At 72.1% G+C, this 19909-nt stretch carries 19 protein-coding genes and 1 pseudogene; 9 read left to right on the plus strand and 11 right to left on the minus strand.

Features of this window, described 5'->3' with window-relative positions; genetic code table 11:
* Positions 1 to 5: 5 nt before the first annotated feature.
* Positions 6 to 665 (minus strand): class F sortase, encoded by a 660-nt coding sequence (locus tag NGB36_RS21565; protein WP_255922017.1) that lies wholly within the window; start codon positions 663 to 665, stop codon positions 6 to 8.
* Positions 666 to 984: 319 nt separating this feature from the next.
* Between NGB36_RS21565 and NGB36_RS21570 the strand changes: the two genes are divergently transcribed.
* Positions 985 to 1623 (plus strand): hypothetical protein, encoded by a 639-nt coding sequence (locus NGB36_RS21570; protein WP_255922018.1) that lies wholly within the window; start codon positions 985 to 987, stop codon positions 1621 to 1623.
* Here the strand turns inward: NGB36_RS21570 and NGB36_RS21575 are convergent.
* Both NGB36_RS21575 and NGB36_RS21580 read right to left on the minus strand, forming a co-directional pair.
* Complete coding sequence (locus tag NGB36_RS21575; RefSeq protein ID WP_255922019.1) at positions 1587 to 2858, minus strand: GAF domain-containing protein; 1272 nt, start codon at positions 2856 to 2858, stop codon at positions 1587 to 1589. The two genes, NGB36_RS21570 and NGB36_RS21575, sit on opposite strands and share 37 nt — an antisense overlap.
* 198 nt (positions 2859 to 3056) lie before the next feature.
* Complete coding sequence (locus NGB36_RS21580) at positions 3057 to 4697, minus strand: acyl-CoA dehydrogenase family protein (protein WP_255922020.1); 1641 nt, start codon at positions 4695 to 4697, stop codon at positions 3057 to 3059.
* Between the two features lie 18 nt (positions 4698 to 4715).
* Here NGB36_RS21580 and NGB36_RS21585 point away from each other — a divergent pair, with 18 nt between their 5' ends.
* Positions 4716 to 5858 (plus strand): YihY/virulence factor BrkB family protein, encoded by a 1143-nt coding sequence (locus tag NGB36_RS21585; protein WP_255922021.1) that lies wholly within the window; start codon positions 4716 to 4718, stop codon positions 5856 to 5858.
* A gap of 202 nt (positions 5859 to 6060) precedes the next feature.
* Positions 6061 to 7159: pseudogene (rsgA, locus tag NGB36_RS21590) on the plus strand (ribosome small subunit-dependent GTPase A).
* Between the two features lie 51 nt (positions 7160 to 7210).
* Here the strand turns inward: rsgA and NGB36_RS21595 are convergent.
* A complete protein-coding gene (locus NGB36_RS21595; RefSeq protein WP_255922022.1) occupies positions 7211 to 7336 on the minus strand; it encodes a hypothetical protein in 126 nt (41 codons plus the stop codon).
* A 170-nt stretch (positions 7337 to 7506) separates the two neighbouring features.
* Here NGB36_RS21595 and NGB36_RS21600 point away from each other — a divergent pair, with 170 nt between their 5' ends.
* Together NGB36_RS21600 and NGB36_RS21605 are read left to right on the plus strand one after the other, a co-directional pair.
* Complete coding sequence (locus NGB36_RS21600) at positions 7507 to 9060, plus strand: AlkA N-terminal domain-containing protein (protein WP_255922066.1); 1554 nt, start codon at positions 7507 to 7509, stop codon at positions 9058 to 9060.
* The gene (locus tag NGB36_RS21605; protein ID WP_255922024.1) at positions 9057 to 9578 is read left to right on the plus strand and encodes a methylated-DNA--[protein]-cysteine S-methyltransferase; all 522 of its coding nucleotides are present in this window, start codon (positions 9057 to 9059) and stop codon (positions 9576 to 9578) included. Before NGB36_RS21600 ends, NGB36_RS21605 begins: the two co-directional genes overlap by 4 nt.
* Here the strand turns inward: NGB36_RS21605 and NGB36_RS21610 are convergent.
* From NGB36_RS21610 to NGB36_RS21620, 3 genes are all read right to left on the minus strand, one after another.
* Positions 9559 to 10401, minus strand: a complete 843-nt coding sequence (locus tag NGB36_RS21610; RefSeq protein ID WP_255922025.1) for a polysaccharide deacetylase family protein — start codon at positions 10399 to 10401, stop codon at positions 9559 to 9561. The genes NGB36_RS21605 and NGB36_RS21610 overlap by 20 nt on opposite strands.
* 284 nt (positions 10402 to 10685) lie before the next feature.
* On the minus strand, positions 10686 to 11492 hold the full coding sequence (locus NGB36_RS21615; protein ID WP_255922027.1) for a phytanoyl-CoA dioxygenase family protein: 807 nt from the start codon (positions 11490 to 11492) through the stop codon (positions 10686 to 10688).
* Positions 11493 to 11560: 68 nt separating this feature from the next.
* Positions 11561 to 11863: a hypothetical protein gene (locus NGB36_RS21620; protein WP_255922028.1), complete on the minus strand. Its 303-nt coding sequence runs from the start codon at positions 11861 to 11863 to the stop codon at positions 11561 to 11563.
* A gap of 7 nt (positions 11864 to 11870) precedes the next feature.
* Here NGB36_RS21620 and NGB36_RS21625 point away from each other — a divergent pair, with 7 nt between their 5' ends.
* Entirely contained in the window at positions 11871 to 12209 is a 339-nt protein-coding gene (locus tag NGB36_RS21625; protein ID WP_255922030.1) for a hypothetical protein, read from the plus strand.
* A gap of 49 nt (positions 12210 to 12258) precedes the next feature.
* Here the strand turns inward: NGB36_RS21625 and NGB36_RS21630 are convergent, their stop codons facing one another.
* On the minus strand, positions 12259 to 12741 hold the full coding sequence (locus NGB36_RS21630) for a DUF456 domain-containing protein (protein ID WP_255922031.1): 483 nt from the start codon (positions 12739 to 12741) through the stop codon (positions 12259 to 12261).
* Positions 12742 to 12853: 112 nt separating this feature from the next.
* Between NGB36_RS21630 and NGB36_RS21635 the strand changes: the two genes are divergently transcribed.
* Positions 12854 to 14236, plus strand: a complete 1383-nt coding sequence (locus tag NGB36_RS21635) for a protein phosphatase 2C domain-containing protein (protein WP_255922033.1) — start codon at positions 12854 to 12856, stop codon at positions 14234 to 14236.
* An 82-nt stretch (positions 14237 to 14318) separates the two neighbouring features.
* Complete coding sequence (locus tag NGB36_RS21640) at positions 14319 to 14822, plus strand: ATP-binding protein (RefSeq protein ID WP_255922034.1); 504 nt, start codon at positions 14319 to 14321, stop codon at positions 14820 to 14822.
* On the opposite strand, the gene NGB36_RS21645 is transcribed toward NGB36_RS21640, so the two are convergent.
* A complete protein-coding gene (locus NGB36_RS21645; RefSeq protein ID WP_255922035.1) occupies positions 14819 to 15862 on the minus strand; it encodes a DUF2637 domain-containing protein in 1044 nt (347 codons plus the stop codon). The genes NGB36_RS21640 and NGB36_RS21645 overlap by 4 nt on opposite strands.
* Before the next feature lie 324 nt (positions 15863 to 16186).
* Here NGB36_RS21645 and NGB36_RS21650 point away from each other — a divergent pair, with 324 nt between their 5' ends.
* Positions 16187 to 16981: a GntR family transcriptional regulator gene (locus NGB36_RS21650; protein WP_372509493.1), complete on the plus strand. Its 795-nt coding sequence runs from the start codon at positions 16187 to 16189 to the stop codon at positions 16979 to 16981.
* Between the two features lie 42 nt (positions 16982 to 17023).
* Here NGB36_RS21650 and NGB36_RS21655 read toward each other — a convergent pair whose 3' ends face one another.
* Positions 17024 to 17809, minus strand: coding sequence for a hypothetical protein (locus tag NGB36_RS21655; protein ID WP_255922068.1), 786 nt, complete (start codon positions 17807 to 17809; stop codon positions 17024 to 17026).
* A 166-nt stretch (positions 17810 to 17975) separates the two neighbouring features.
* A complete protein-coding gene (locus NGB36_RS21660) occupies positions 17976 to 19640 on the minus strand; it encodes a PucR family transcriptional regulator (RefSeq protein WP_255922036.1) in 1665 nt (554 codons plus the stop codon).
* Positions 19641 to 19909 lie beyond the last annotated feature (269 nt).

The raw sequence follows: 19909 nt of genomic DNA on the forward strand, positions 1-19909 counted from the left end.
TGCGGCTAACGGGTGCGGGTGAGGCGGGCGAAAACGACCACGTTGCCCTGGTAGCCGGTGCGCCGGGTGAAGACGCCGCCGCAGGTGATCACGCGCAGCTCCGCGCGGCCGGTCCCGCCATACACCCGCCGTGCGGGGAAGTCGTCCTGGGGGAAGACGTTGATGCCGTAGACGGTGAAGACGGCGGTACGGCCGTCGGCGCGGGTGACGTCGATGCGGTCACCCTTGTGGAGGGCGCCCAGCTCGTAGAAGACGGACGGGCCGCGCATGGTGTCGACGTGCCCGTCGATGACGGCCGTGCCGGTCTCCCCCGGCGCCGCGCTGCCGGAGTACCAGCCGGTGAGGCCGGTGTCGTCGGGCGGGGGCACGCCGACCCAGCCACCCTCGGCGAGACCGACCTTCATGATCCGTGCATACACCCCGATCGCCGGGATCCTGATCCGTACCGGTGTGGAGAACGGCAGGGACGCCGCGGCCGGCGCATGCGCTCCCGGCGCGGCGGCGGTGTCGGCCGGGTTCACTGCGGCGGCCCCGGCGGGCTGGGGCGGGCCGGAGGTCTCCATGCCGTCGTGGATCAGGAATATCCCGGCGGCCGCGGCCGCGGCTATCGCACCCGGCACGGCGAACTGCCCGTACCACGAGCGCTTCGGCCGAAGCATGTCCATGGGCGGCCTCCTGGAGTCCTCCTGGAGTACGGCGCCGACGCTAGCCCGGACGGGGGTGCCCGGCGACTCCGGACGGGCGAATGAGTGGCGGCCTCCGGCCACCGCACACCGCCGAGGGGATGGCCGCCGGCCGGGGGATCGTCACGGACCCGCACGGCACCGTCGACATGGCCCTACGCCATACGAAGCGTGCCGTGCCAGGCCGTCCGCGCGCCGCCACCGGATGCGGGCCCGCAAGGGCAGGGTGAGTCTCGGTCCAGGACGCGCACTCCACCCGATGCCGGGGCACCGCCCCGAGGCGCGTCCGAGGAGGTTCAGCATGCACGTCACCCGCGCCCTCGCGGCGGCTGCACTCGCGGGCACCGCCCTCGGTGTCGCCGCGCCGCTCGCCCTCGCGGACGACTCGGGCGGCTCCGGCAACACCGGCAACACCGGCAACAACACGAGCAACGCCAGCGAACCCAGCAGCGCCAGTAACATCGGCCCGAGCAACATCATCGTCATGCCGGCGACGGTGAAGCAGGGCGCGACCTTCACCGTCACCGTCGATGGCGCCTCCTGCCGCGGCACCGGCAGGACCTACGACGCGGTCGTGGAGTCCGCCGCCTTCCCGCGCACCCCGCTCAAGGGCATGGCCACCCAGGGCTCCTCCTACGCGACCCCGCAGATCTTCGCCGCGACCCGGCCAGGCGCGTACGACATCACGGCGACCTGCGGCGGGAAGACCGTCACCGGCGGCGGGTTCACCGTCGTCGCGGCAGGCGCCTCCGCGTCCTCCGCGTCCTCTGCGGCCCCCGCACGGCCGTCCATGCCCACCAAGGGCGCCAAGGCGGGCCTCGGTGCCGCCACACGCTCCATGGACTCCACTGAGACCGCGCTCGGCGCCACCGCTCTCGCCGCCGCGGTCGCGGCCACCGGCGTCTACCTGATCCGCCGCCGCGCCTCCGGCAGCCGCTGATCGCGGGCGGCGACGACGGCCGGCGCGGTGGAGAACGGCAGCAGGTCCAGCGGGTCGGCCGGGCGCAGCAGCCGCACCTCCGCCTCGTCGGTGAACCGGTACGGGCGGTGGGCGAGCACCCCCGCCATGTGGCGGCGCAGCCGGGAGAGCTCGGCCCGTACGGTCACCGCACGCGCCGGGTCGCCGAACAGATCGGCGGCGAGCTCCGCGGCGGTGCGGCCCTCGCGGTGCACGGCGAGCACGAACAGCAGCTCCGCGTGGCGGGGGGAGAGGCTGTGCGCCCAGCTGCCCGCCGCCCCGTCCACCGAAACCGGCCACGCCCGCGGCCGCGTCAGGTCGAGGACGACCCGGCTCGGGGATCGCGGCGCCTCCTGCGGGTGGACGCGCACCAGCCAGCCGCCCGGCAGCGGTTCCAGCGAGCACGGCCCCAGCGAGGGCAGCCATGCCTGACCGGTCTGCGGTGAGTCGGGCAGCGCCACCCGGGCCGTGGGGGCCACCCCGGTGACCCCTGCCGTCCAGCCGTAGCGGTCGACGGCGATCGCCTTTCCGCCGATCCTCGCCAGCAGGGGTGCGGCCGCCGAGCGCAGCCGCTCGACCGACTCCAGGTGACGGGAGCGCAGCTCGCCCTCCGCGACCCGGGCGACCGCGGACACCAGCGCCAGCGTCGCCGGATGGACCTGCTCGGCCGGGCCGGTGAGGTCCACCGCGCCGAGCAGCCGCCCGTCCCGCGGATCGTGCACCGGGGCCGAGACGCAGAACCAGGAGTGGAAGACCCGTGAATAGTGCTCGGCCGAGGTCACCTGCACCGGGCGGCGAGCGACGAGCGAGGTGCCGACAGCGTTGGTGCCGGCCACGTCCTCGGTGAGGCAGGAGCCCTCTTCGAGACCGAACCGGTCCGCGGTCCGCACCCCGGCGCGGCTGCCCGACCGCCACAGCACCTGGCCGTCGGCGTCGGTGACCACCATCAGGTGCCAGTCGTCCTCGGCGACCGCCGCGAGGCCTTCCCGCACCACGGGCAGCAGCTCGCCGAGCCCCGAGCTCTCGCGGCGTTTGTCGACCTCCTCGCGAGGAAGCAGCCCGGAGTGGCGGTTGCGGTCGGGATTCATCCCCTTGGCCACCATCCGCTTCCACGATTCGAGGATCAACGGATCGGGCACGGTGGGCAGTTGGCGGCCGGTCACGGCTGCCTCGTGCATCCGGGCCAGTGCCGCCCGGTTGAACGGTTGGTGGCTCACGGATGGATGGTCCCCGAGTTCGCAACCCTGTGCAACGTTTGCTGGGTGAACTAATTTTGACGCAGTGTGACGGCGTGTCACACCAGTACCTGGTGTGCGGCCAGGGTGGTGCCGAGTCGGCGCGGCACCACCCGTTCACCTGCGCGCAGTGCCTTCCGGGCCCGAGGACCACCCGATCCGGCTACCGCTCATGGCCACTTATCCCTCGTCCACCGGACGTGCCCGATCCACGACCGCGGCCAGATCCAGTGTGTGCGGAAGCGTGCCGAACGCCGTACCCCAGTCGCCGCCGAGCCGCGAGGCGCAGAAGGCGTCGGCGACCTGAGGCGGCGCGAACCGCACCAGCAGCGAACCCTGCAGCACCAGCGCCATCCGCTCGACGACGCGCCGCGCCCGCGCCTCGATCCCCTCCAGATCAGCCAGTTCGGTCAGCAGATCCTTGATCGCGCCGTCCAGCCGGTGGTCGGCGCCGCGCGCCAGGCCGAGCTCGCCGAGGAAGGCGTTGAGCGCATGCGGCTCGCGTTGCAACGCCCGCAGCACGTCCAGCGCCTGCACGTTGCCCGAACCCTCCCAGATCGAGTTGAGCGGCGACTCGCGGAACAGCCGAGGCATGCCCGACTCCTCCACATAGCCGTTGCCGCCGAGGCATTCGAGCGCCTCCACGGCCACCGCGGGACAGCGCTTGGTCACCCAGTACTTGGCGACCGGCACCGCGATGCGCCGCAGATAACGCTCCTGCTCGGTGTCCTTGTCGTACGCCGCCGCAAGACGCAGCGCGGTGGTCGTCGCCGCCTCGGACTCCAGCGCCAGGTCGGCGAGCACATTGAGCATCAGCGGCTTGTCGATCAGCAGGCCACCGAACGCGCTGCGGTGCGCGGTGTGGTGAATCGCCTGGGCTACAGCCTGGCGCATGATCGCCGCCGAGCCCGAGACGCAGTCGAGCCGGGTCGCCGCCACCATCTCGATGATGGTGGCCACCCCGCGCCCCTCCTCGCCCACGCGCCGCGCCCACGTCCCGTCGAACTCCACCTCCGACGACGCGTTCGAGCGGTTGCCGAGCTTGTCCTTCAGCCGCTGGATCGCGAACACGTTACGAGTGCCGTCCGGCAGCACACGCGGCAGCAGGAAACACGTCAGTCCTCCCGGAGCCTGCGCCAGTACCAGGAACCCGTCCGACATCGGGGCCGAGCAGAACCACTTGTGCCCGGTGAGGGCGTACGTGCCCTCCTCCGCGAGCGGCTCGGCGCGGGTGGTGTTGGCCCGGACGTCGGAGCCTCCCTGCTTCTCCGTCATGCCCATTCCGAACAGGGCGCCCGGCTTCCGGTCGGCGGGCAGCAGCTCGGGATCGTAGACGCGTGCGCCGAGCCGCGGCTCCCACTCGGCGGCGAGCTCCGGCTCGGTGCGCAGCGCCGGTACCGCCGCGTGCGTCATCGACAACGGGCAGCCGTGTCCGGCCTCGACCTGTGTCCAGGTGATGAAGGCGGCGGTGCGCCGCACATGCCCGTCGGGCCGCGACCAGGCGTCGGTGAGGCCGGCCGACACGGCGTGACCGAGCAGCCGGTGCCAGCTGGGGTGGAACTCCACCTCGTCGATGCGGTTGCCGTAGCGGTCGTGAGTGCGCAGAACGGGGGCGTAACGGTTCGCCTCCTCGCCCCAGCGCTGGGCCTGGGCCGAGCCGGCCGCGCGGCCCAGCTCGCTCAGCTCATCCCGTACTTCGTCGAGACGCTCGGGGGCCACATGCCGTTCGACGCCCTCGGTGAGGGCTGGATCGGCGGCGAAGACGTCGTAGGCGACCAGGGGCGGAGCCTGGTTCGTCACCGTGTGTGTAGGGGGTGCCATGGCAGCTACGGTAGGCAGGTGCAAGGAGCAGAGGGAACACCACCGCCGACACGGGGGCGGTGGCACAGAGCACGCGCTCTGTACCGCAATGTCTCAAAGCGCAAGGTGACGTGGGTGCTCCTGAAGGACACCTTCCACTCCTGCATGGAGTACCGGGTCACCGGGCTGGCCGCAGAGGCCGCGTTCTTCGTGCTCTTCTCGCTGCCGCCGCTGCTCCTCGGCCTGGTGGGCGCGCTCGGCTACCTCGACAGCGTCATCGGTGCCGACACCATCGGCCACATCCGGCAGAACATCCTCACCGCCTCCGGGACGGTCCTGTCCAGCAAGGGCGTCAACCAGCTGGTGCGCCCGCTGGTCAACGACGTCTTCCGCGGCGGGCGCCCGGACGTGATCTCGTTCGGCTTCGTGATCGCCCTGTGGTCGGGCTCGCGCGCAGTGAACGTCTTCGTCGACACCATCACGATCATGTACGGACTCGAAGGCCACCGCGGCATCGTGCGAACCCGCCTGCTCTCCTTCGGCCTGTACCTCGTCGCGCTGGTCGTCGGAGCGATCGTGCTGCCGCTGATGGCGGCCGGGCCCGAGGCGGTGATAAGCCTGCTGCCGCAGATCGCGGGGATGGTGCGGATCCTGTACTGGCCCGTCGTCATCGTGCTGTCGGTCGTCTTCCTCACCACGCTGTACCACGTGTCGGTGCCGGTGCGCTCCCCGTGGTACGAGGACGTGCCCGGCGCGCTGGTGGCGCTGCTGATCTGGGTGCTCGGCAGCGTCATTCTGCGGATCTACCTGGTGCACGCCGTCGAGGGTCCGACGATCTACGGGTCGCTCGCGGCGCCCGTCGCCGTGCTGCTGTGGCTCGGCGTCTCCGCGTTCGCGGTGCTCGTCGGCGCGGCGGTCAACGCGGCGATCGACCGCGTCTGGCCCTCCCTGGAGATCTCGGCGGCGCGCGAGCTGAAGGCCAAGGCCTCCGCGCAGGCGGCGGCCGAGGCCGTCGCCCGCGCCGAGGCGCGCCGCACGGCCAAGGAGGGCGAGGAGGGCGAGGCGCGCCGCACGGGCAAGGAGGGCGAGGAGGGCGAGGAGGGCAAAGAGAGCGAGGAGGGCAAAGAAGACAAGGGTGACGGGGAGCAGGAGCACAAGGAGCCGGACGGCAAGGGCGAATAAATGGGTGGACGCGCAGGTGCGCGCGTCCGTACGCTGCCTGGCGGCATGAAGCCGCACCCATGATGAACGACGCGTGAGAGCGGGAGGTGAGGACCGATGGTTGCCACTGCGCTGGGCGCTGCCCGCATCCCGACATCAGTCCTCCCCACCCCCGCGGCCATCGGCTGAACCCAACCGTCAACCACGCAGCCGGGCCGCCCCGTTGAAGGGCCACCGCGTGAACTCCTCGCTCTCCGGCTACGGCTGGAACAGCACTGTCGAATCCGCCTTCACCCCGCACAGTGCCCAGGGCCTCGTCCCCGCCCGCATCGTGCGCGTCCACGGCCGGGTCTGCGACGCCGTCACGGCAGCCGGTCCCGTACGCGCCGACATCTCACCTGTCTCCTCGCCCGATCCACTGCAATGGGTCTGCACGGGCGACTGGGCCGCCCTCGACCTCACCGGCGACCCCGTGCTCGTACGGGCGTTGCTGCCGCGCCGTACCGCGACCGTCCGCAACACCTCCTCGCGGCGCTCCGAGGGGCAGGTGCTGGCGGCCAACGTCGACCATGCGGTCCTGGTCGTCTCGGCCGCCGCCGAGCTCGATCTCGGCCGGATCGAACGGTATTTGTCGCTGGTCTGGGAGAGCGGCGCCCAGCCGGTCGTCGCGCTCACCAAGTGCGACCTCGTGCCCGACCCGGCGTTCCTCGTCACTGACACCGAGGCGGCCGCGCCCGGTGTCCAGGTGATCGCGGTCAGCGCGGTGACCGGCGATGGCGTGGACGTGCTCGCCGCTGGTCGGCGGGGGCACCTGCGTGCTCCTCGGCTCGTCGGGCGCCGGAAAGTCCACTCTCGCCAATGCGCTGCTCGGCGAGGAGACGCAGGCCGTCCAGGCGGTCCGCGACGCCGACGGCAAGGGGCGGCACACCACGACCACGCGCGATCTGCTGCCGCTTCCCGGTGGCGGGGTCCTCATCGACACACCCGGACTGCGGGGCGTGGGCATGTGGGATGCCGAATCCGGTGTGGCGCAGGTGTTCGGGGAGATCGAGGAGCTGGCGCGGGAGTGCCGGTTCCACGACTGCGCGCACGCCACAGAGCCCGGCTGCGCCGTACGCGCCGCGATCGAGGACGGCATGCTGCCGCAACGACGCCTCGACAGCTACCGCAAGCTGCTCAGGGAGAATGCCCGGATCGCCGCCCGCACGGATGCCCGGCTCCGCGCCGAGCAGCTACGCGTCTGGAAGCGGCGCCCGGCGCAGGGCCGGGCGGCGATGGAGGCGAAACGCGGCGGCGACGTCGGACGTGGCCGCCGTCGATAGGCACCTGGGCGCCAGTCGCCGTCGCCGAGCACCGTCACTACGCGCCGGTCGCTAGTTGGCACCGTTGTGGCGTCGGCGACGGCCCTGGAGCGGGCTGCCCTCGTGCCAGAAGGTATAGACCACACTGCCTATGCCCAATGCAATGATCACGGCGCCTATCACGATCGTGTAAATCATGGGCTCCTCCTGGCAGTTGGGCAGGGCTTCACCAAGACTTCACAGTTGGTGCGTGCTCGTGGGATTCCCGTGTGCCCGCCTTCCCACACCAGATTCCGGCCGGTAACACGTCACGTTTGGCAGGGCCCGCAAGGCGGTATTCACGCGCGCTTCACCGCTCACCCATGGTGATGTCCGATTTCCGCCAGTCACGGCCGTCGGTACAGCGCAGACTGGAAGACGTGATCGACGAAGAGACCGGATACCAGGCCGTGCGCAGCCGCGACGCACGCTTCGACGGCGTCTTCTTCACGGCGGTGAAGACCACCAGGATCTACTGCCGCCCGAGCTGCCCGGCCGTGACCCCCAAGCGACAGAACGTCACCTTCTACCCGACGGCCGCCGCCGCGCAGGGTGCCGGCTACCGCGCCTGCCGTCGCTGCCGCCCCGACGCCGTGCCCGGCTCCCCCGAGTGGGACGCCCGCGCCGATCTCGTCGGCCGCGCGATGCGGCTGATCCGCGACGGCGTCGTCGACCGCGACGGCGTCGCCGGGCTCGCCAAGCGCCTCGGCTACAGCGAACGGCAGGTCAACCGCCAGCTCACCGCCGAGGTCGGCGCCGGACCCGTCGCGCTCGCCCGAGCCCAACGGGCCCAGGCCGCACGCGTTCTGCTGCAGACCACGCAACTCCCGGTCACCCAGGTCGCGTTCGCCGCCGGCTTCGCCAGCGTACGCCAGTTCAACGACTCGATCCGTGAGATCTACGGCCGCACCCCGACCGAGCTGCGCCAGGACGCCCATTCCCGCAGGGCCGCCGCCCCAGCAAGCCACGCCACCGCAGTGCCGCTGCGCCTCGCCTACCGCGGCGCCTACGAGGCGGGCGGGGTCTTCGACTTCCTCGCCCGACGCGTGATCCCCGGCATCGAGGAGATCACCGGCACACCCGGCGCCCGGACGTACCGCCGGACGCTGCGGCTGCCGTACGGCGCGGGAACGGCGGAGATCGACGAGGCGCCGGGCCGCGGCTGGCTCGACTGCCGGCTACGCCTGAGCGACCTGCGCGACCTGACCACCGCCGTCCAGCGCATCCGCCACTTGTTCGACCTGGACGCGGACCCCGATGCGGTCGGCCAACTGCTCGGCACCGACCCGGTGCTCGCCCCCGCCGTCGCCGCACGCCCCGGTGTGCGCTCACCGGGCGCCGCCGACCCGTTCGAGCTGGGCATCCGTGCAGTCATCGGCCAGCAGATCACCGTGGCGGGCGCGCGCACCATGCTGGGGACGCTGGTGGCCGCCTACGGCGACCGGCTCCCCGGCGGAGCGGACAGCGGGCTCACCCACCTCTTTCCGGCGGCCGACAGGCTCGCCGCCGCGGGCTTCACCGAGCTCGGCATGCCCGACTCCAGACGACGCACCCTGCGCGCGCTCGCCGAGGCAGTGGCGAGCGGTGCACTGCGCCTCGACCCGGGCGCCGACCGCGACGAGACCACCACACGCCTGCTTGACCTGCCGGGCATCGGGCCCTGGACGACCGGATACATCCGGATGCGCGCGCTCGGCGACCCCGACGTCTTCCTGCCGACGGACGTCGGCGTGCGGCGGGGGCTGGCCGTCCTCGGCGTCGACGGCGCACCGAGGACCGCGTCCGCGGTGGCCGAGGCCTGGCGCCCCTGGCGTTCCTACGCCCTCCACCACCTGTGGGCCGCGGACCACGAGACCGGCAAACCCAACGGGAGCACACCATGAGCACGACTCTCTACACCACCCTCGACAGCCCTCTCGGCACCCTCACCCTGACCGGTGAGGAGAGGGCGGACGGCTGTGTCGCACTGACCAGCGCGACCGTCCCCGACCAGCGCGGCGCCGTGACCGTACGGCAGGAATGGCGGCGTGACCCGACCGCGTTCGCCGAGGCGGAACGCCAGCTCAAGGCCTACTTCGCGGGCGAGCTGCGCGAGTTCGACCTGCCGCTCGCCCCGCACGGCACCGATTTCAGGCGACGCGTGTGGGCAGCGCTCGACACCATCCCTTACGGCTCCACGGTCACCTACCGCGAACTGTCCGACGCAGCAGGGTCGCCGGGCGCGGTGCGTGCCGTCGGCGGCGCGGTCGGGGCCAATCCGCTGCTGGTGATCTGCCCCTGCCATCGCGTGATCGGTTCCGACGGCTCACTCACCGGCTACGCGGCCGGACTTGACCGCAAGCGTGCGTTGCTCGCCCTGGAGGGCACCGCAGCCGCCGAGGTCAACGGAGGGGAAAGCTGAAGCCGTAGCCCTGTTCCTTCAGCCACGGAAGGATCTGCTTCAGCGCCTCCACCGTCTGGGAACGGTCACCACCACCGTCGTGGAAGAGGATGGTGGGGCCGTTCTTCAGCTCCTCCTTGACCGTGTCGGCGATCGCGTCGACACCGAGGCGCTCGTAGTCCTTGGTGTCGACGTTCCAGCCGAGCGGCCGCATCCCGTTCGCGGCCGCAATCTGCCGGCTGTACGGGGTGAACGCCCCGCCGGGCGCCCGGTAGTACATCGGCGCGACGCCGCCCGACGCCTGCTCGATCTCGTTCGCGGCGTCGAGTATCTGCTGCTTCTGGTAGGCATCGGGACGGTGATCCATCGACGTGTTGTGCGAAACCGTGTGATCGCACAGCCGGTTGCCGTCCGCGACGACCTGCTTGACGATCGCCGGATTCGCCGCCGCCTCCGGCCCGATCATGCAGAACGTCGCCTTGACGCCGTTCTCCTTCAGCACCTGGAGGACCTGCGGCGTCCACACCGGGCTGGGGCCGTCGTCAATGGTGATGGCGACGGTCCTGCCGCCGGCCTCGGTGGCGTGGGCGATGTCCATGCTCACCTCGGGGGCGGGGAGACCTGGATCGGGCGTCGAGGTCTGCCCGGGCACGGGCGTGGGGGCCGGCGACCGCGTCGAGCCCCCCGCCACGGGGGACGTCTGCGCGGCCGGGGTGCCCTTGCCGGCATCGCCCGCGTACGCGCTCCACACCCCGGCGAGAACACCGGCCCCCGCCACCGCGGCGATCGCGGCCCCGACCACTCGCCGGTTTGCCGCCCCCGCCCGTATGCCGCTCCACCCCATGATCGCTTTTCCTCCCGCGTGTGCTGTCCGTCAGTCCTGTTGGAAGACGGTCAACACGGGGGATATGGATCCCGCTGTGACAGTTTCCTCATAATTTGCTGTGAGAAGCCGGGCGCCTCGTGTGTCCGGCGTTATGCGGCGTGCGCCAAGAGCCCCTCGCCTCTTCTCCGACGACGAGTGCGCCACACCGCTGAACGACGCCTTCACCCAGGGACGTTCCCCCAGGGACGTTCACCCGGCGCCGGCGGACGACCTCCCCGCGTGCGCACTGCTGCACGGCCTCGCTACGACCGTTCGGGGTATGACCGGCCGAGACCGAGCAGCACCGCGCGTTCGACGGGGGAGTACGCGCCGTCGCGGCGGTCGAGGTCGAGCAGACCGGTCGGGATCAGGGGAGGCTGGGCGATGATCCTCGGGACGGTGCCGCGGTGCGGCTGGGCCGCGTGGATCAGAAACGGGTGACACAGATATACATCGCCGGCCCGGCCGGTGGCGAGCGCCAGCGGACGATCCGGCGCGTCGAGTCTGCCTGCGGCGTCCATCGCCTTGCACAGGGTGAACATCCCCATGCCGCGGTCGCCGGCAGGTTCCAGAAAGGGCGGCACATCCAGATGGGAGCCGGCCTTGATACGAGTCGGTGCGTTGTCGGCGTCGACATCGGAGAACAGGAACAGCATCAGCAGCGCCCGGCCACGGGACCGCAGATTGAGCCAGTACTCGTGTTCGCCCTCCGGGACGTAGCTGGCGTCCATGTGCCAACCGGCGTCGCCGGGATCGTCGGGGTGCGGAAACCGGATGGGAAAGGTACCCAGGCCGTCGCACGGCACCCACCGGCCCGCGCCGACGAGTTGGTCGAAGGCACCGTGCAGGCGCGGTGTGTTGGCGGCGCGCCGGAACGGCTCGTTCCCATAACCGCCGAGGCGGACGACGGGCCGGGTCCACGTCGCGGGGTCGTCGGGGTCCAGCCCTGTGTCCCGCCACAGGATCGCCCGGCACTCCTCCGCCACCGACCGCGGAAACGCCTCGGGCACGCGGACGAAACCGTCCGTGACGAACCGCTCTACTTGATCCGCCGTCAGGATATCCCCCATACCCGCGATTCTTGGCCTGCGCCGCGAGCCCGGCAACCGGTTTTCCCGGCACCAGTTCCTCATCTTGCTCATCGGACCGTCTGGTCGACGCCGGAGGCGTCCAGACGTTCGCGCGCCTTCTGCCGGAGCACCGTCTGGGAGCGCAGCTGGAACAGGACACCGGTGCCGGCCAGGGCAAGGCCGCCGAGACCGGCCGTGGCGAAACCCCACCCGGGGGAGGAGTGGTCGATCGCGAAGCCGACCGCCGGGCTGCCCAGCGCCATGCCCAGCCGGCTCGCGGAGTCCTGCAGCCCCATCGCCTCACCCCGCACCTGCGGCGGAGCCAGATTGCTGACCGTCTCGGCGCTCGCGGCCAGGGTCGGTGTGCACATCAGGTTCATGGGGGCCAGGGCGAGCGACAACGCCCATCAGCTCACCCTCGCCCCCGAGGACGACTTCTGCCGGGACGAGCAAGGGCTCATCGGCTTGCTGGACGCCGCCGGCCTGCAGTCCGCCGCGTGCGAGACGCTCCGATGGGACCATCGGGCCAGTGCCGCGGAGTGGTGGGGCGGCCCCGATGCCGGGGCCGCGACGATCGGGCAGATCGTGGTCAGCCAGACGCCCGAAATCCGAGCCGGAATCAAACGCCACTTCGACCTGCTCAGCGGGGAGTTCACCGGGCCGGACGGCCCGCTGGTGCTGCCGCACGCGGCGCTGCCGGCGAGTGCCTGCGCTTGAACGGCCGTGCCGTCATGGAGGCGGTCGTGCGGACGTGAGGAGCGGGCGTTCACCCAAAAGCTGTCACGCCGAGCCAAGTGCCCGCCACCAGCAGGCAGGCGAAGAGCTCCACCAGCAAGGACGCGCCGATGGCGCGCATGGCGACGCGGGTGGACATCCGGGCCGCGCGGTGCGTCCCCAGGCGGGAACGTTCCTGCATGTAGATTCCGCCGACGAAGCCGAGCAAGCCGCCGAGGACGGGAACGACGAAGAAGCCGAGGATGCCGGAGATCCCGCCCAGGAAGAGCGTGCGCCGGGAGATTCCCGAGTCCCGCAGGCGGCGGGCGGGCATCAGTACGACGACCACCTGCGCGAGCACCAGGACGGCTGCGGTGGCGAAGAGCACGTACCACGCGAACGCGGTGTGCAGGGTCGACGCCCACCACAGCACGGCCGCCCAGCACACCAGCGGACCGGGCAGCCCCGGCATCAGAACGCCCAGCAGGCCGGCCGCCATCACCAGGCCGACGATAAGCAGCTGCGCGGCCGTCATGTCGTCAGACTGCCCGAATCGGGGGCGCGTTGACCCACGGCATGCGCGGGTCCGTTCGGGTAGATCTCCCAAGAACCGTTTCCCTGGGCGTGTCGCGGTGGACAATAAGGGCATGAGTCACAAGGGGGAGGCGCAGCCGACGACCCAGGACACACCAGCGGACGCCTGGTGGGGCCGGCTCTACGACGACGGCGGCACGCCGGACGTGGGCGACGACGCGCCGGAGCCGGAACGGGCATGGTACGGCGACTCGCTCGACGAGCACTACGCCTCAGCCATCGCCGCGGTGACGGACGCCGTGCCTGTGCCCCCGCCCCGTGACGCGGCCGGCGAGGCGCCGGACGCCGACGTGTTGAATGCCGACGCGCCGGATGCCGACGACCGCGCCGAGGACACCTTGCGGTTGCGGCAGCTGTACCATACGCCAACGCGGTCAACTCCAGCCCCGAGCAAGCGACTTCCGCCGAGCTGGGCGGCGCGCGAGCCGGGGCCGGGGCTTCCTGCGCCGGGGAGTTGGGAGGCCGCCGCGGTGGCGCCGGGGCCGGCGGAACCGTGGGGCGACCAGACCCCTGAGCAACTCCCCGGGCGGTCCGCCGAACCCGAGCCGCCTGCCGGCCCCGGGGACCCCGACGTGCCTGTCGTCGCGTATGTCGGCGACCGGCCGCCGACGTACGAAGGCGAGCCGACCGCCTGGCCGGTGGCGGATGCGGAGCGGCTGGACGAGCTCGTCCCGGACACCGTGCTCGACGGCGCCCACTACGGGCGGCTGACTGTGCGCGCCGCTTCCACCCGCGGCGATTCCGCACGGTATCGGGGTCGCCCGCGCGGTGACGCCCTGCTGACGGCACGCTTCGGGGTGGGCGACGACGCGCTGTTGCTCGCCGCGGTCGCCAGCAGCGGGCGGGCCGTCGAGGACGGTCACCGGCTGGCGTGGGAGGCGTGCCGGGCGATCGCCGCGGCCGTCGGGCGCAGCCACGCCCGGCTCGTGGAGGACGTCCGCGCATCACGCCGCGGTTCGCTCAAGTCGGGGCTGCAGCGCCTCACCGAGCGTGCGGACGCGCACACTCAGACCTCCCTGCACTGTCTGCTGCTTCCCGTGGACCCGGACTGCCCCAACCGCCTCTTCTTCGGCATCGGTTCAGGCGGCCTGTTCCGGCTCCGCGACGGCGAATGGCAGGATCTCGGTCCCGGCGCCGATCCGCCGGAGCCGCACGATCCGCCCGAGCCGTCCGCCGACGACACCCGCGCCGACGATGTCGGCTCTGCGCGCTTCCGGTTCCGGGCCTCCGTCGCGCGGCCCGGCGACACCCTGCTGCTGTGCAGCGTGGGTCTGGCGGAACCGCTGTGTGACCAGCCCGAGTTGGCTCGCAGGCTCGCACGGCGCTGGGGTCCGTCGCAGCCTCCGCCCGGCATCGCCGCGTTCCTCGCGGACGCCCAGACACGCGTCAAGGGATACGCGGACGACCGCACGGTCGTGGCCGTCTGGGAGCGGTGAACGATTCAGCTGCTCGTGGGTGGGCATGCATTGCGCGAAGCTGTTCGAAGGGGGATATGTGGCGGGGGCCGGAGCGGAGTCGATGGATCGACGGCCGGAAGCAAGGACCGAGCGGGCCGAACGGGGCGGTGGCATACCCGTCCCGGATCGTGGCCCGCATACGACAACGACGGAGGCGACGGCGGGTCCGTCCGGAAGAGAGCTGCGGCACCGGCTGAGGCGCGCGGACCTGCCGGCGGTCGCGGAGGTGCGGCGGCTGCTCCGCGACCAGCTCCACTCCTGGGGCGCGTCCGGCCTTGCGGACACCGCGGAGCTGCTGACCAGTGAACTTGTCACCAATGCGCTGGTGCACACCGACCGGGGCGCGGAGCTCACCGCGACGCTGAGCGGCGGCCCCGTGCACCGGCTGCGCGTCGAGGTGTACGACTTCGTCACCCGTCACCCGAAGATGCGCAAGGCATCCGACCAAGCGGCCTCCGGGCGCGGGCTGTTGCTGGTGCAGGCACTCGCCGACGCCTGGGGGGTCAGGCCGCATGGGGTGGGGAAGATCGTGTGGTTCGAGCTGGTCGCCACCGGCGGCTCCTAGCCGAACTGCCGCTCCAGGTCCTTGAGTTTGGCCTCGAGAGAGTCCAGCCGCGGCAGCGTCATCGTATCGTCCTCCGCGGTCAGGTCGATGGTCACGCTCTCGCCGGGGATCGACTGCAGCGCGGGCCTGGCCCGCACCGGCAGCTCGGCCGCTTCCGCGGTCTGCGCGGACGCGGGCGCCGGCGCGGGCTCCGCCGCCGGCGTACCGGCGGTGAGCTCCACCTGGCGGCCGCCACGGGTGCGGCCCCAGCCCCGGTGCTGGCGTGCGATCGCCTTGATACGGGCCCGCTGCAGGCGGTCGCGGTCGCGGCGGCGCGTCCGCTCCTGCTCGCGCTCGCGCCGGTCGTCGCGCACCTCCTCGACCGCCTCATCGAGCGTGCGGACGTTCTCCAGCAGCATCAGCGACCAGGCGCGGTACGTCTCGATCGGGGCGCGCACCCAGCGCATCACGCGGATCTGCGGCAGCGGGCGCGGTACGAGGCCCTGCTCCCGCAGTGCGGCGCGGCGGGTCTGCTTCAGCGCGCGGTCGAAGAGCACCGCGGCCGACAGCGACATCCCGGCGAAGAACTCCGGGGCGCCCGCGTGGCCGTAACCGCGCGGTGCGTGTACCCAGTTGAACCATGCCGACGCCGCCGCGAACGTCCACACCAGCAGCCGCGAGCCGAGCGCCGCGTCGCCGTGGCTCGCCTCCCGCACCGCGAGTACCGAGCAGAACATCGCGGCGCCGTCCAGGCCGAAGGGCACCAGGTACTCCCAGCCGCCGCTGAGGCCGAGGTTCTGCTCACCGAAGCCGACCAGGCCGTGGAACGACAGCGCCGCGGCGACCGCAGCGCAGCAGAAGAGCAGGATGTATGAGGCGCTGCCGTACACCGCTTCCTTCTTGCGACGGCGGTCCTCGCTTCGTTCCCATGAGTCGAGCTGCTCGGCCTGCGCGGCGCGGGTCTTGCGGCTGCGCAGGAACATCGTGGCCGCCGTGCCGGCGACCACCAGGCCCACGACTGCCGACAGCATCCAGTCTGGCGATATGTCCGACATTCTCATCTGGTGGTCCCTTGTTTCGCTTGTCTTCGCGCTGCGCGCCATCCTGGCGAATGACCCGCGTCAACGGGACGGTTTCGGGACAAGAGAACGCCAATGAGCGGTCCACGCGGGACGAAGGGGGGTGAAGTCTCGAACTATCGGGCGAGTATAGGGGAGTTGATCCCGCGCCTATCACTCGATCGGATGTTGCTCGGGGAATTTGTGTGATCGCTAGGGCTGACGCACCGTGACTGGTGTATGACGCTCGGCCGAGCCCCGCGAGGCGACTGCGGACCGTGAAGTAGGGTGCGATGAGCCGTTCGGGGGAGGAACGAGGAGACGTCGGTGGAGCAGGGCACGCAGTCGCGCGCATGGGACGCCGGGGACCGGGCTCCCGCGTCGTCGCAGCGGGTGCCGGGCCAGGCGGCGGCGTCGCCGTTCGAGACGGTGCCGTCGGCGCGCGGCGAGCACGTGCACCCCGATCCGGCGCAGGCGGTGGGTGCACGGCGGCTGCCGGAACGGTACTCCCTGCGCGACCAGGTGCTGCGCGAGCTGCGCAGTGCGCTGGTCACCGGGGACCTGCGGCCGGGCGCGGTCTACTCGGCCCCGGCGCTGGCGGAACGCTTCGGCGTCTCGGCGACTCCGGTACGCGAGGCGATGCACCAGCTGGTGCGCGAAGGCTCCGTCGAGGTCGTGCACAACCGCGGCTTCCGGGTCACCGAGCGCACCGCGCGCGATCTGGCGGAGCTCGCCGAGGTGCGGGCGCTGGTGGAGCTTCCCGTGCTGCAGCGCCTTGCGCACACGGTGCCGGCCGAACAGTGGGAGGAACTGCGCCCGCTCGCCGCTGCGACGGTCGACGCGGCGGCCGAGGGTGACCGCGCGGCATACGCGGAGGCGGACCGGGCATTCCACGGCGCGCTGCTCGCGCTCTCCGGCAACGCGCAGCTGGTCGTCGTGGCCGAGGAGCTGCACCGCCGCGCCCAGTGCCCGGTGGCGCAGGGCACGGGACCCGGCGCCGAGGCGGGCATGCTCGGGGATGCGACGGAGCACGTCGCTCTGCTGGACGCGCTGGCGGCGGGTGATGTCGAGGAGGCCGAAGGCCTCTTGCGGGAGCACTTCGGCGGGTCCTCCTGGGCGTAGGGGCCGTTCCCCGCCGTCGTGGCCGAGCATGAGGAGCGTGCTTCAGTCCTCGTCGCCGAGGACGTCCGCGAGCCAGACGGGGATGCCGCCCAGCAGCCGGAACAGCCGGTGGGCCTCGCCGCGCAGGCGGGCGGCCGTCTCGGTCTCCGGTTCGACCTCGGCGAGCGAGACCAGCGCCGGCGTGGTGCCGATCAGATACCCGAGCTCCTCGCGGATGCGCAGCGACTTAGCGAAGCCGTGCCGCGCCTCGGCCAGATCGCCCTCGCGCAGCGCCAGACCGGCCAGATGGCGCCAGGTGAACGAGAAGAGCAACCGGTCGCCGTGCGCCGCGGCGGCCGCATGGGCACGACGGTAGGCGAGCTTGGCGCCGGCCGGGTTGCCCGCCAGGTTCTCCGCGACCAGGCCGCGCCGGAAGTCGAGCAGCGCCCGGTCCCGTACGCCAGGCGGCAGCAGCGCCGCGCCGCGGCCGAGCGCCGCCCGCGCCTCGTCGGCACGGTCACGCACATGGAGCACGGTGGCGGCGTACGCGAGGTGCCCGCGCTCGCAGGCGGCGCGGCCGCGTTCGGCGTCGGTGCGGGCCAGTGCCTCCGCGGTGCGCAGCGCGTCTTCCGCCTCGGCCCAGCCGGACGCCGTGAACAGGCAGCGTTCCGTCAGCAGGGCCGCGCGGCGCAGGGCGGCGTCCGGGTCCGAGGCGCTGCCGGCGGCCAGCAGTTCCGCCGCCTCCGTCCAGCAGCCGCGTGACCGCAGCCGCCACAGACCCGGTGGATCCTCGTACACGTGCCTGCCGGCCGTCCGGTCGGCCGTCCCCTGCGTGTCAGATTCCGCCATGGAGGCGTCGGCCACAGTTCCCCTCCCCGAGCGCACCGTCGAGCCCAGCCGTCGATCTGCGGTAGGGCGAAGTTCAACACGGCGGGCAGCGCCCAGCCAAGGGGTAGGTGAACAGATTCACAAAGTCGCAGACGGGGGCGGTCTTGACAGCACCGCCGCGTGTCGTTCAGCTCATGCGCAGCGCCAGGAAGAAGTCGACCTTGTCCTCCAGCCGGGACAGATCCCGGCCCGTCAGCTGCTCGATGCGGCCGATGCGGTAGCGCAGCGTATTGACGTGCAGGTGCAGCCGGGCGGCGCAGCGTGTCCACGATCCGTCGCAGTCCAGGAATGCCTCCAGCGTCGGGATCAGCTCGGCGCGGTGCCGTCGGTCGTAGGCCCGCAGCGGGTCGAGCAGCCGCGCGGTGAACGCGCGCCGCACGTCGTCCGGCACGAACGGCAGCAGCAGCACGTGCGAGGCGAGTTCCTCGTGGCCCGCCACGCACACCCTCCCGGAGCGCGCCGCTGCCACGCGGCGTGCGTGCCGCGCCTCCTCCAGCGCGCCGCGCAACCCCTCCGCGGAGTGCACGGACGCGCTCACCCCGATCGTCAGCCGCCCGTCCCCGTCGAGGCCGCGGGCGAGCGGGCCGGCGACCGAGCGCAGCAGCTTGTCCGCGTGCAGGCCCTCCGTGACCTCCTCGCCCGCCTCCTCGCCCGCCGCCTCGCCCGGCGCGGCAGGCAGCGGCAGCAGCGCCATCGCCTCGTCCGCTGTGTGCGCGACGGCGATCCGCTCGGCGGGGTCGGCCCCCACCGCCGCCGGGTCGATCAGGATCTCCTCCAGCAGTGACTGGGCGACCGGCCCGCCGGGGATGTCGCCGCGCGCCCAGTCCACCGTGGCGACGACGACCTGCCAGTGCGGCGCCGTGCCCGTGCCGGGCAGCAGCACCGGCGCGGCCACCCGTAGCCGCGCGGCGACCTCGGCGGGCGGCGCGCCCGTCTGCACCAGCTCCAGCACCTCCTGGGCGAGCCTGCGCCGTACCGAACCGGCCGCGTCCTGGCGGTCGCGTTCGACGGCGATCAGCTGGGTGACGCCGCGCAGCAGGTCGAGCCGCTGGCGCGGCCAGTCGCCGGTGTCGGCCTCGACCGCGAGCAGCCAGTCCGACAGCACGCTGGTGCGCGAGTCGGCCTCGGTGCGGCGGATCGGGAAGAGCGAGAAGGCCCGTCCTGCGGCGATCGCCCGGTACGGCGCGGGGCGCGCCGTGCGGCACGCGGCGAGGTGCTCGCCCGCGAGCTCGGCACGGACCGCGGCGGGCAGCGCGTCCTCGCCGCCGGCGATCTGCCGTCCGGTGGAGGAGAGCACCCAGGCCCGCAGGTCGAGGTCGGTGACGAGCAGATCGAGCACGGCGTCGGGGCCGCCGCCCGCGGGTCCGGAGGAGACCAGCCTTCGGTGTCTTTCCACAACGGCGGCCAGGTCGCCTGCGCGCTCGGTGGAGACCTGTCGCACCACGTACTCGGTGATTGTCGCAAAAGCGACGTCCTCGTTGACGGCGAAGAGCGGCAGCCGGTGCCGTGCGCACGCCCGGACCAGGTCGTCGGGAACGGACCCGAGCTCGGCTTCGCCCGCGGCGAGCGCCGCGACGCCGGCGGCCGCGAGCAGCCGTACGAACGGCTCGGCGTCCTCCGGGCCGCGCCGCCACGCCAGACCGGTGAGGACCAGTTCACCACCGGAGAGATAGCGGCTGGGGTCGCGCAGGTCCGTGGTCATCACACCACGCACCGTGCGGTCCAGTTCTTCCTCGCCGCTGAGCAGCCGAAGGCCCAGGGCTTCGGTATGGAGCAGGGTGCGCAGCCGCATCGTCGTCGCCTCGTCGGTGGTACGGATCGGTGGTACGGGGTCGGTTCCGGGAGCTGGCGCAAGAGCGGAACCTTGCCTTTCAGAGGAATCTACAAGCTATGGGTTCCAGCCAGCCAAACGCTTCATGTTTTCAGTGACTGCACTCAAGTGGCTGCTCGTCTGTGTACTGAGCCTCATCAAGCGTTAACACGAGATGAACGTCCGACGAGTGAGACAGCGGTCCCGCTCGGCACCCCTCCGGACCGCACACACGCGCCACTCAGCAACTC

The organism is Streptomyces humicola (assembly GCF_024436035.1).
Classification (GTDB): domain Bacteria; phylum Actinomycetota; class Actinomycetes; order Streptomycetales; family Streptomycetaceae; genus Streptantibioticus_B; species Streptantibioticus_B humicola.